The organism is Micromonospora sp. NPDC047812 (assembly GCF_040704175.1).
Lineage (GTDB): Bacteria > Actinomycetota > Actinomycetes > Mycobacteriales > Micromonosporaceae > Micromonospora.
This window is the reverse complement of sequence record NZ_JBEYRY010000008.1, coordinates 142,315-153,926: the sequence shown is the minus strand read 5'-3', so window position 1 is coordinate 153,926 and position 11,612 is coordinate 142,315. Positions and strand designations below refer to the sequence as shown.

Here is an 11,612-nt window from a genome sequence, read left to right as displayed (position 1 = left end):
CATGGCGCGGGCCCGGGCACGGTTGGCGGCGTTCCTGCTCGCGGTCGGCGTACTCGCCGGGGCCACGATCGGCTGGCCGGCCGTCGGTGCCGCGGCGGCCCCCGCACCGCTGACCGCTCAGGCGAAGGCCGACCTCTGCACCACCGCGGAGTGGCAGGCCGACTTCCGCACCTGCGTCGGCAAGCTGAAGGACGTGTCGGCAGCCCGGGCGGAGTGCCTGGAGCCACCAACGCCCGGAGCTCCCGACGCAGGTCTTGCTGGCTGGTTCGCCAGTTCCCCACCGGAAGCCTCCACCGGTATCACCGGCAGATACAGCCTCTACGGCTACGCCGGGTACAGCTACACGACATACGACATCGGATGCGCGTCAACCGTGCTCCACCCGGACTACAAATTCACGACTACCGTCGCCAACGGCGAGTTCATGATCGCCACTGCAGTGATCGGCGCTTCCAACGCGCTGCGGGAACGCGCTTGGGACCCGCGCTCGATGTGGGGCTGGGCCGACCCGCTGGTGGACCAGGCGACCAAGGCCGTCTACCAGAAGGTGTTCAGCGTCTTCGGCATCGTCACGCTCTGCGTGGTCGGCCTGTACCTGCTCTGGCGCTCCCGCCAGTCGGACATGAGCAACGCGATGACCACGGCAGGCTGGGCCCTGCTGGTGATGGTGGCGGTGACCGCCCTGGCCGCCTGGCCGGTCAAGTCGGCCAACATCGCCGACGGCACCCTCGTCACCACCCTGGGCGTGGTGCATGACGCCGTCGGACCGCAGGTGGAGGAACCTGCGCCCGGCCGATGCATCGACCCCAATCCCGAACGCTGCAAGGACAACCGTAAGCCCGCCGTCCGAGCCAGCGACACCGCTACCGAGTCCATGCTGTACCGGAACTGGCTACGGGGTGTCCTTGGGTCGGCTGACAGCGAAACCGCCAAGAAGTACGGCCAGGCCCTCTACGACGCCCGATCGCTGACCTGGGGTGAGGCGCAGTCTATCCGTGCAAATCCGGCGACGCGTCAAGCCACCATGGAGGCGAAGCAGCAGCAGTGGATGAAGGTGGCCGAGCAGATCAAGGAAGAGGACCCGGAGGCGTACGAGTACCTCCAAGGCGTCCGGGACATGGACCGGGTGGGTGCTGGTTTCATCGCGGTGCTGGCCGCCGTGCTCTTCGCGATGTTCGACCTGACCGCCTCGCTGCTGGTGCTGCTGGGCTTCCTGATCTTCCGCTGGGCGGTGATCGCCGCGCCGATCCTCGGGACGGTGGGCCTGATGCGCCCGGCCAGCGCCGGGTTGCGGCGGTTGGCGAACGCGGTGGTCGCCGCCGTCTTCAACATCGCCATCTTCGGCACCGGTGCCGCCATCTACCTCTTCGCGGTCGACCTCATCATGAGCACGCCGACCCTGCCCGGCTGGCTCCAGGTGGTGCTGGTCTGGCTCTGCGGGGTGGTCGGCTGGCTGCTGCTGCGTCCCTACCGGAGGATCACCCAGCTCGGCGGCAAGGACAGCAGCGAGGCGGTCAGCTCGGCCGGCTCGTGGCACCGGCGCTTCTTCCGGGACATGCGCACCGCCGCCCGTCTCGACGTCGCTGAGCCCGGCGGCACGGCCGAGCCGGCAATGGGCCGGCGCAGTGCCGTCGTGGCGGAGCAGCGCACCCTCCGGCCCGAGGCCCGGCGGGAGGATCCGGCACACGCCGCCACCCGCGGTGGGCCGGCCGCCAAGCCCGGTGGGGAGGAGCGGCAGCGGCCCGACGGCCGAGAGTCGGCCGCCGAAGAGGCGGCGCCGTCCGAGGAACGGGGCACCTCCCGCCCGGTCGCGCCCCGCCCCCGGCGGCGGCAGCCGGCCACCTGGACGGAGCCGGACGTGCCGGACGAGAACCCCTCATTCGTCATCTACCGTCCCGGATCCGCCGAACGCGAGCCTGACCGGCCCACTCCCCGGATCCGGTCCGAGGCGCGGTGAGTGCGGTGCGGCGGGCGGTCGAATTCCTGGTCACCCGGGTCCTCCGGTCCCGGTTCGGCGTCGCGATCGGCATCGCCGTCCTCGTGTTCGGGATCATCGGAGCGGCGCGGCTGGTGTCCGGACCCGGCGATCCCACCTCCGAACTAAGTAACCGCCCGAGCCGGCCGATCACCACGGTTGCCCCGACCGTCGGTGACGACGGGGCGTTCTCGACGGGCGCTCCCCCCTCCCCGGTCACCCGACCCGGCGACCTCACGCCGGAGCAGACCGCCGAACGCTTCGTCGCCGCCTGGCTCGGCAAGCCGGGCATCACGGCGCAGCGGTGGCAGGAGGGCCTACGTCCGCTGTCGACCTCGATGCTGACCGACAAACTGGCCGGCGTCGACCCGTCCGGGGTTCCGGCCGGGCAGGTGAACGGCGATGTCACGCTCCGGCCCCGGTCCGAGAACTTCGTCGAGGTGCTGGTTCCGCTGGACACGGGACGGCTCCGCCTCGAACTGGTGGCGCCCGAGGGGCGATGGCTGGTGGACGCGGTGGACTGGGAGCAGCGATGAGCGACGAGACACGACCCCGCCGTCGGCAACTCCGGCTCGGCGCGTTGGCCGCCGCGTTGACCGCAACACTCGCCCTGCTCTGCTGCACCGGCGGCGCGGGTGCATTCTTCCTTACGGAACTGGGCGGCGAGTCCAGTACCGGTATGACGTTGGCCAGCCAGGATTGCAAGGAGAATTCCCAGGTAAATGTAGTAGGCGACATGCCTCGGATACCTCAATACGGCGATCGTCAGCTCCGTAACGCCGCGCGAATCATCAAGGTGGGGCAGGAGATGAAGGTGCCGCCTCGCGGGTGGGTGATCGCTGTGGCGACCGCCATGCAGGAGTCCAGACTTCTCAATCTGGCAAACCGGACGGTTGGCGAGTCCGAGAACCTGCCCAACGAGGGCATAGGCGCTGACCACGACTCCGTCGGTCTCTTTCAGCAGCGGGCCGGCTGGGGCAGCGTGGCTCAGCGAATGCGGCCGGAGTACGCCGCTCGGAAGTTCTACGAGAAGCTGGTCAAGGTGCCCGGCTGGGAGACGATGTCGCTGACCCGGGCCGCGCAGGCCGTGCAGATCAGCGCCTTCCCGGACGCGTACGCCAAGCACGAGGACGTCGCCGCCCAGATCGTCAACGCGCTGGCCGGCGGGGCCGCTCGGATCGTGTTGGTCGGGGAAAAGCAGGAGTGCGACCGCGCCGCCGGAGGACAAATCGCCGCCTCCGGTTGGACGGCTCCCATACCCGGCGGCGTCGGCTCAGGATTCCGCACCGCGAGCCGACCCGGGCACAACGGGGTAGACATCGCCGCACCGAAGGGCACCGACATCCGGGTCGCGGCCACCGGACGCGTCCTGGTGTCCCGCTGTGACCCTGACAATCGCGGCAGGCGCACCTGCAACGTGGACGGCTGGCCGAACAAGGGCGGCTGCGGCTGGTTCGTGGACGTCCTGCACGCCGGTGGCTTCATCACCCGCTACTGCCACATGGTCAGCAAGCCTCGGGTCACGGTCGGCCAACTCGTCGAGGCCGGAACGGTCATCGGCGAGGTGGGCAGCAGCGGCAATTCCTCCGGCCCTCATCTGCACTTCGAGGTACACAAGGACGAGGACCGGAGCAGCCGGGGCGCCATCGACCCGGTGCCGTTCATGCGATCGCGCGGCGCGCCGCTCAAGGGCACGGGATGAGACGCTCGCCGTCATGAACGAGCCGCTTCCCGACCCGTTCGCCGACCATCCGGACTGGGCTCCCCGGCCGCCCCGACCGATCGAGATCGTGCCGGCCACCGGCCGCGTCGAACTCCGCGGGCAGCGCGTGCTGGTCGGCCTGCCCGGGTTCGGCTGGCGCGGTGACCTACGCGCCGACGACCGGGTGGTGCAGGGCAGCCGGACCTACGTGCCGGTCATCCCCGAGCACGAGTGGTACCGGGCGGAGTCCGACCAGGTGGAGGTCTTCGCGCCGCTGGTCCCGGTCGAGCGGGTCTGGGTGGAGACGGTGGGGGCCCGGCGGCCGGACGCGTCGGTGGATCGCGGGACGGGCGTCCGCTTGGTCTCGCTGGACGCCCCGGCGCACCGCATGCCGACCCCCGTCTTCGAGTCGGACGCCGTCACGGGTCGCCGGGTGGTGCACGTCGTGGACTCCGTCGAACACCGTGATCTGCGTGCCGTCACCGAAACCTACTCCGGCGCGGAGGGCGACATCTGCGTCCGGGTGACGCCGGAGGTGGAGTGGTACCGCTGGGCCTGGCGGGGCCAGTCGCCGACCACACTGGAAGTCCCGGTGCATCTGCTCTGGATTGAGTGACGACTCAGCTCGCTGGCGCTCCGGCACAGACTCGCCACCCGTTTCTGTCCTGTGCCTCGAAACGCCATGGGTCAGTGAGGCTTTGTTGCACTCCGTCCACAGAGGCACTACGACGGATGACAGCTGTGACCGTGGCCGCCGATGAGCCGTTCATGACCACGACGATGTTCTCGATATTGATCGAGAAGCTCGTCCCCAGTTCCCGTTCACGTCGCTCGACCTGAGTTCGCAGATCATCAATCGACTGCAGCGGGCCGCCACAGGTGAAGAGCAGAGCTCGGTTCTGGTCGCGCGAGACAAGCGCAGCCTGCAAGTAGTTGACGACAGCCACGTCCGGAGATCCGCGGTCCGGTGCCGCGGCACGGTTGTAGAGCACGTATCCGGCGGCCACTCCGCCGAGGCAGAGTGCCACGACGACGCTCGTGACCACGGTGAGCACGGTGCGCAGCCGCCGCCGTGGCCGCTCCGGCACCGGGGCCGGCGAGGGCGGCGCCAGGTGGTCCGAGGGAGGCCGTTGCGCCGGTACGCGGGAGACCTGGGAACCGGCGGGGGGCTGCACTGATTCCACCCTCTGAGGCTAGCGGCTGGACGCGGTAGACCCAATGCCCCAGATCCAGCGGATCGTGACGGACCACTCCCCATCGGTGAGATCCACGACATCCCCGGCGCAGTGCCGCCGCGCATCCCGGACGAGTCGGCCCGGCTGGGTTACGGTCTCTGCGCGGGGAGGGGTTGCCGACCTCGGGCAGAGGGGGTGGACGCGGTGGCCGGTCCGAAGGCACGCACCAACCGCGCCGCCGCACTGCACCGGCGGGCCGCCGCCACCGCGACCGCCGCCGCGAGCGTCCTCGACGACACCAGACCCGTCCCCGCCGACCAGCGCCGCCAGTACGAGCTGGCCGACCGTCTCCGGTCCGCGGCGGCGGTGCTGGCCCCCGGCTGGGCGGGCGCTCCCCTGGAGACGGTGGCACCGACCACACCGGCCGGTGAGGGGCCACCTCCCTTCGTCCGGGTCGGTACGGCGGCACCGCTGGACGACGCCCGGTTCCCCGCACTGGTGCCGTTGCTCGGCACGGGCCACCTCTCGGTGGACGTGGACGCCCGGGATCCCCGGGTGGCGGGGCTGCTACGGAGCGTACTGCTGCGGCTGTTGGCGGCGACCCCGGCCGGGGCGCTACTGGCCCGCGCGGTGGACGCGACCGGCACGGCCCTCGCGCCGTTCACGCCGCTCGCGGACGCGGGCCTGCTGCCGCCCCCGGCGGTGGACGTGGCGGGGCTGCGGGCCGTGCTCACCGAGGCCGAGCAGTGGGTGGCGCCGGGGACGAGCGGGCGACGCCGGCACGACCGGACGCTGCTGCTGGTGATCGCCGCCCTGCCCGAGTCGACCGGAGCCACCGACCTGGCCCGGATCGAGGCCCTGGCCGAGCCGGGCCGCTCCGCCGGCCTGCACCTGGTGGTGGCGGGCTGGCCTCCGGCGGGCGACCGGGAGCCGCTGCCGCAGGCGACGACGCTGGCGGTCCGCACCGCGTACGCGCTGCTGGGTGACCCGCCGGGCGGGTCGTTCGCCGGCCCGGGCGCCGAGCCGCCGGGCGGGCTGAACTCGCCGGTCTTCATCGAGGCGGATCCGCCGGCCGAACTCGTCGACGCGGTCTGCCGCCGGCTGGCCGCGCAGGTGGAGGCGGGTTCCCGGCTGGCGCTCACCGACCTGCTGCCGGCGGCCGACGAGGAGCTGTGGACGACGAGCGGGGTGGGCGGGCTGACCACGACCGTCGGGGACGCCGGTGGCCGCCCCGTGTCGCTCGGCTTCACGGAGCTGACGCCACACTGGCTGGTCAGCGGCCGCTCGGGCGCGGGCCGGTCCACGTTCCTCACCACCGCGCTGCTCGGCCTGACCGCCCGGTACGGCCCCGACGAGCTGGCTCTCTACCTGGCGGATCTCGCCGACGCCGAATCCTTCGTGGAGTTCCTCCAGACCGAGCGCGACCGGTCGTGGATCCCCCAGGTGCGGGCCGCCGCGATGGCCGCCGACCGGGAGTACGTGCTGAGCCTGCTGGACGAGCTGGTGGCGGAGGTGCGCCGCCGCGAGGAGGCGGGCGGCCGGGCCGGGGGGCAGCGCTTCGCCGAGCTGCGGCAGCACCGGGCCATGCCCCGGATCGTGTGCGTGCTCGACAATCTCCCGCTGCTCTTCGCCGAGCGGGACCGACTGGCCGCCGACGCCGCCGCCCGGCTGGACGCGCTGGCCCGCACCGGGCGCGCGTACGGGGTGCACCTGGTGCTGGCCGGCGAGGGCGACCTGGGGTTGGGCTCGCGTACGGACCGGGACTCGGTGCTGGGGCAGTTCCCGGTGCGGGTGGCACTGCCCGGCGGGGGCGCCGTGCTGGAGCCGACGAACGACTCGGCCGCCGGGCTGCCGGTGGGCAGCGCGGTGGTGAACACCGCCGGCGGGCTCGGCGGGCCCCGGGGCGCGATCCGGGGGCACGAGCGGATGGTCCGGTTCCCGGACCCGCAGGACCACCCCGACACGGTGGAGGAGCTGCGGCACCGGCTCTGGTCGGCCCGCCCGGAGGGGGCCACCCCGCCGGTGGTCTTCGCCGGTTACGCCCGCCCGCTGCTGCGCAACGACCCCCGGCACCGGGCCGCGCTCGCCGGGCAGGCGCCCGGTCCCGCCGCCCTGCTGGGCCGGGCGGTGGACGTGCCCCGGACCACCGTCGCGGTGTCGCTCGCGCCGGCCCCGGGGCGGAACCTGGCCGTGCTCGGTCCCGGGCCGGAGGCGGCCCGGCTGCTCGCCACCGCGGCGCGCAGCGCGGCGGCGCACCACGCGCCGGGGGCCGCCCGCTTCGTGCTCGCCGCGCCGGACGAGGAGTGCCGGCCGCTGACCGAGGCGTTGGCGGCCGAGCTGGCCGGGCGGCACCCGGTGGACACGGTGGACGTCGCCGGCCTGCTCGCCGCCGTGGACGACGCCGTGCCGGCCTACCTGGTGGTCTTCGGACTGGACGTGCCGACGCCGGAGCAGTTGCCCCCGGAGCGGCTGCGCGCGCGGCTGCGGGAGGGACCGCCCGCCGGCCGGCACCTGCTGGGCCGCTGGCGGACGGTGCCGTCCTTCGCGGCGCTGCTCGAACCCGAGGGCGAGGTGGACAAGCTGGCCGCCGTGGCCGTGGTGGACCTGCCGGGCGCGCAGCTCGCGTCGGTCTTCGGGCGGCAGGTGCAGTGGCGGCCCCGCCCCGGCCGGGCGGTGCTCTGGGACGGCCCCGGCGAGCAGGGCACCGTGCTGGTCCCGTTCGGCGAGGAGGGGGATCCGGTATGACCGGCGGCGGGGCACGGACCTCGACGGGGCACGCCGCGCCGGGGCGGCAGCGTCCCGGCGCCGACCCGACGCCGGAACGCACCGACACGGCCGGGCCGGCGGGAAGCGTCGACCCGGTGCGCGCCGCGTGGACCGAGTACCTCGCCGCCGCCCGCCAGCTCGACGGGGTACGCCGCGACGCGGCCACCGCCGCCGGCGAGCAGGCCCGGTCGGTGCAGGCCGCCCGCGAGGAGTTGACCGCCCTACGCACTCGGCTGGCGTCGCAGGAGGCCCGACTGCGCGAGCGGGGCGTACCGCCGATCTCGCTGGTTCCGACGCCGCCGGAGGTGACCGAGGCGGTCCGGGCGATGGCGGGCGGGCCGGCGGCGGTGCTGGCCGCGCTCCGCGCCGCCCGGGGACGGGCGGACGCCGCGGACGCGACGCTCTCCGCGCGTGGGCTGCCCCGCCTGGCCGCCTGGCCGCCGCGCCTGCGGAACCTGCTGGTGTACGGGCCCCTGGCGCTGCTGGTGCCGGCGATCCAGCTCGCGTTGTTCGTGGCGACCGGCACCGGGGCGGCCAGCGTGGCCGCGCTGGTCTGCGGGCTGCCGATGCCCGCGGTGGCGTTCGTGGCGGGCTGGATCGGCGTCGGGCGGCTCTTTCCCCCGCCGGCGGGCGGCCGGATGGAGCGCACGGCCCGGCTCGGTGCCCTGGTGTGTCTGGTCCCGGCGGTGCTGGTCAGCGCGGGCCTGTTGCTCGCGATGCTGGCCGGCTGAGCGGCACGACCCACGTCGGCGGGCTGACACGCGCCGGCCGGCCGACCCGTGGTGCGGGCTCGGCCGGCCGGTTTCTCACGGTCAGCGGTGGATCAGCGCCATCGCCTCGGCGCGCGACTTGGCGTCGCGCTGGAGGGTGCCCCGCACGGCGGACGTGATGGTCTTGGCGCCCGACTTCTGGATGCCGCGCATCGCCATGCACATGTGCTCGCATTCGAGCACCACCACCACGCCGCGCGGCGCGAGCCGCTCCATCAGCAGGTCGGCGATCTGCGAGGTGAGCCGCTCCTGGACCTGCGGCCGGCGGGCGAAGACCTCGACCAGCCGGGCCAGCTTGGACAGGCCGGTGATCCGGCCGTCCGGCCCCGGGATGTAGCCGATGTGGGCGCTGCCCCGGAACGGCAGCAGGTGGTGCTCGCAGAGGCTCATCACGTCGATGTCCCGGACGAGCACCAACTCCTCGTGGTTGGCCTCGAAGGTGGTGCTGAGCACCTGGGCCGGGTCGACCCGGAGGCCGGCGAAGAGTTCGGCGTACGCGCGGGCCACCCGGGCCGGGGTCTGCTGGAGCCCGTCGCGGTCCGGGTCCTCCCCGACGGCGATCAGGATCTCGCGGACGGCCTTCTCGATCCGCCCGAGGTCCATGGTCTCCTCGACGGGCCGACCGGTGAGCTTGCCGCTGATCAGGCGCGCGGCGACGTAGTCGAGGGTGTCGTCGCCGTCCGGCTCGGTCGCGGAGACGGCCAGTTCCCGGTGCTCCCGGGAACTGGCCGTCGGGTCGGTGCTCAGTGCGTACCGTCCGAGTTGTTGGAGTTGTTCGGGCTGCCGCCGCCCACCGTCGCCTGGGCGCCGTCGGCCTGGGCCTGCACCTTCAGCGCGTCCTTCTCCGCCGGCGTGAGCACCGGCGGCTCGGTGGAGGGCTGGCGCTTGCCGAAGCCGTTGTACGGCGCCATCGGCGGCCGCTTGGCCACCCGGGCGCAGATCCGGGCCATGTCGGCGGTGGAGAGGGTCTCCTTCTCCATCAGCTCCAGCACGATGTTGTCCAGGACGTCCCGGTATTCCACCAGGATCTCCCAGGCCTCGTCGTGGGCCAGCTCGATCAGCGCCCGCATCTCGCCGTCGATCTCGGCGGCGACGGCGTCGGAGTAGTCCCGCTCGTGGCCCATGTTGCGGCCGAGGAACGGCTCGTCGCCGCTGGTGCCGTACTTGATCGCGCCGAGCTTGGAGCTCATGCCGTACTGCGTGATCATCGCGCGGGCCAGCTGGGTGGCCTTCTCGATGTCGTTGCCGGCGCCGGTGGTCGGCTCGTGGAAGACCAGCTCCTCGGCGGCCCGGCCGCCCAGCGCGTACGCCAGGGTGTCGACCATCTCGGCGCGGGTCTGGGTGTACTTGTCCTCGGTGGGCAGGACCAGGGTGTGGCCCAGCGACCGACCGCGGGACAGGATCGTCACCTTGTGCACCGGCGCGGCGTGCGGCAGCGCCCAGGCGACCAGCGCGTGCCCACCCTCGTGGTACGCGGTGATCTTCTTCTCCTGGTCGCTCATCACCCGGGTCCGGCGCTGCGGACCGGCGATCACCCGGTCGATCGACTCCTCCAGGGAGTCGTTGGTGATCGCCCGCTGGTCCTTGCGGGCGGTGAGCAGCGCGGACTCGTTGATCACGTTGGCCAGGTCGGCACCGCTGAAGCCGGGGGTGCGCCGCGCCACCGCGTCGAGGTCGACGTCGGGGGTGAACGGCTTGCCCTTGGCGTGCACCCGCAGGATCGCCTTGCGGCCCTCCATGTCGGGGGCGTCCACCGGGATCTGCCGGTCGAAGCGGCCGGGGCGCAGCAGCGCCGGGTCGAGGATGTCCGGCCGGTTGGTGGCGGCGATCAGGATGACCCCGCCCTTGGTGTCGAAGCCGTCCATCTCGACGAGCAGCTGGTTGAGGGTCTGCTCGCGCTCGTCGTGACCGCCGCCCATGCCGGCGCCGCGGTGGCGGCCGACGGCGTCGATCTCGTCGACGAAGACGATGGCGGGCGCGTTCGCCTTGGCCTGCTCGAAGAGGTCGCGGACCCGGCTGGCGCCGACACCGACGAACATCTCCACGAAGTCCGAGCCGGAGATCGAGTAGAAGGGCACCCCTGCCTCGCCGGCGACGGCGCGGGCCAGCAGCGTCTTACCGGTGCCGGGCGGGCCGAAGAGCAGGACGCCCTTCGGGATCTTGGCGCCCAGGGCCTGGTACTTCGCCGGGTTCTGCAGGAAGTCCTTGATCTCGTGCAGCTCCTCGACGGCCTCCTCGGCGCCGGCCACGTCCGCGAACGTGGTCTTCGGCGTGTCTTTGGTGATCATCTTCGCCTTGGACTTGCCGAAGTTGAGCACGCGGGAGCCGCCGCCCTGCATCTGCGACATGAAGAAGAGCAGCAGAAGCACCAGCAGGGCGATCGGGAGCAGGTTGACCAGCAGGCTCACCCAGATGCTGTCGGACGACACCTCGACGTTGGCCGGGCCGGTGACCCGGTTGTTCGCCTTGGCCTCGAGGACCTCGTTCCAGACCTCGTCGCCGACCTCGTAGGGGAACTGCGCCTCGATCCGGTCGGTGTCGGTGTCACCGAACTTGGCCTTGTCCTTCAGGTCGAGCCGGAGCGTCTGCTCCTTGTCCTGGAAGACAACCTTGTCGATGCCGCCCTTGTTGAGCTGGTCGAGCGCAATGGAAGTGTCCACCCGGTGGTAGCTGGGACCAGCGGTGAACAGTTGACTGAGCACAACGGCGCCGAGGATGACCAGGATGATCCAGACCACCGGTCGGCGGAAGAAACGCGTACGTTCCATGCTGTTGTCGAGCGCCGAGGCGCCCGCATCCTCCTGATCGACGTCCTGACCGTCTGATGGTGTCGCCGCCTGCGGCGGCGGCCGGAGCCGCCGTGCGGGCCGGCTCGACCCCGAGGCACGAAACTGCCGCGCCGCGGTCATTCGACGGTACACCGTGCACGCGAGCAGTGAGCTTGCGAGCCCCGCAGTCGCGCACAAAGGGAACAGCTGTGCGCGCACCGAGCGAGCTTGCGAACCCCGCGATCGCGCACGATCCGATCATCGTGCGCGCGCGGAACGCGCCTGCGAGCCCAACAATTACGCGTAGGGCGAACCGGGTCAGCCGGCGTGACGGGAGCTCCGCGCCCGGCCTCCCGTCCGCCCGGTACCGCGGTTCGAGGGGTCGGGCGTGGAGGGTGCCTCCACGCCACCGGCCTCTACCGTAGTCCGATTCGCTGAGAGCCCGCTGAACGTCCG

9 protein-coding genes are annotated in these 11,612 nt (G+C 72.5%); 6 read left to right on the top strand and 3 right to left on the bottom strand.

The genetic code is table 11. From position 1 onward, the window contains the following. Nucleotide 1 precedes the first annotated feature (1 nt). The 4 genes from AB0883_RS25265 to AB0883_RS25250 are packed head-to-tail and all read left to right on the top strand — an operon-like array spanning nt 2 to nt 4,293. The gene (locus AB0883_RS25265; RefSeq protein ID WP_366643725.1) at nt 2-1,957 is read left to right on the top strand and encodes an MFS transporter; all 1,956 of its coding nucleotides are present in this window, start codon (nt 2-4) and stop codon (nt 1,955-1,957) included. Then, nucleotides 1,954-2,511 carry a hypothetical protein gene (locus AB0883_RS25260; protein WP_366643724.1) on the top strand — a complete coding sequence of 186 codons (558 nt, stop codon included), beginning with the start codon at nt 1,954-1,956 and terminating at the stop codon, nt 2,509-2,511. The genes AB0883_RS25265 and AB0883_RS25260 overlap by 4 nt, the downstream gene beginning before the upstream one ends. Next, nucleotides 2,508-3,677, top strand: a complete 1,170-nt coding sequence (locus AB0883_RS25255; protein ID WP_366643723.1) for a M23 family metallopeptidase — start codon at nt 2,508-2,510, stop codon at nt 3,675-3,677. The genes AB0883_RS25260 and AB0883_RS25255 overlap by 4 nt, the downstream gene beginning before the upstream one ends. 13 nt (nt 3,678-3,690) lie before the next feature. Continuing rightward, the gene (locus tag AB0883_RS25250) at nt 3,691-4,293 is read left to right on the top strand and encodes a hypothetical protein (protein ID WP_366643721.1); all 603 of its coding nucleotides are present in this window, start codon (nt 3,691-3,693) and stop codon (nt 4,291-4,293) included. A 4-nt stretch (nt 4,294-4,297) separates the two neighbouring features. On the opposite strand, the gene AB0883_RS25245 is transcribed toward AB0883_RS25250, so the two are convergent. Then, complete coding sequence (locus tag AB0883_RS25245) at nt 4,298-4,852, bottom strand: hypothetical protein (protein ID WP_366643774.1); 555 nt, start codon at nt 4,850-4,852, stop codon at nt 4,298-4,300. A gap of 195 nt (nt 4,853-5,047) precedes the next feature. Between AB0883_RS25245 and AB0883_RS25240 the strand changes: the two genes are divergently transcribed. Both AB0883_RS25240 and AB0883_RS25235 read left to right on the top strand, forming a co-directional pair. Next, complete coding sequence (locus AB0883_RS25240) at nt 5,048-7,597, top strand: FtsK/SpoIIIE domain-containing protein (RefSeq protein WP_366643720.1); 2,550 nt, start codon at nt 5,048-5,050, stop codon at nt 7,595-7,597. Further along, nucleotides 7,594-8,349, top strand: a complete 756-nt coding sequence (locus AB0883_RS25235; RefSeq protein WP_366643719.1) for a hypothetical protein — start codon at nt 7,594-7,596, stop codon at nt 8,347-8,349. Before AB0883_RS25240 ends, AB0883_RS25235 begins: the two co-directional genes overlap by 4 nt. Before the next feature lie 81 nt (nt 8,350-8,430). Here AB0883_RS25235 and folE read toward each other — a convergent pair whose 3' ends face one another. Together folE and ftsH are read right to left on the bottom strand one after the other, a co-directional pair. Beyond that, nucleotides 8,431-9,093 (bottom strand): GTP cyclohydrolase I FolE, encoded by a 663-nt coding sequence (gene folE, locus AB0883_RS25230; RefSeq protein ID WP_366643772.1) that lies wholly within the window; start codon nt 9,091-9,093, stop codon nt 8,431-8,433. A 38-nt stretch (nt 9,094-9,131) separates the two neighbouring features. Continuing rightward, nucleotides 9,132-11,156, bottom strand: coding sequence for an ATP-dependent zinc metalloprotease FtsH (gene ftsH, locus AB0883_RS25225; RefSeq protein WP_366643718.1), 2,025 nt, complete (start codon nt 11,154-11,156; stop codon nt 9,132-9,134). Nucleotides 11,157-11,612: the final 456 nt, after the last annotated feature.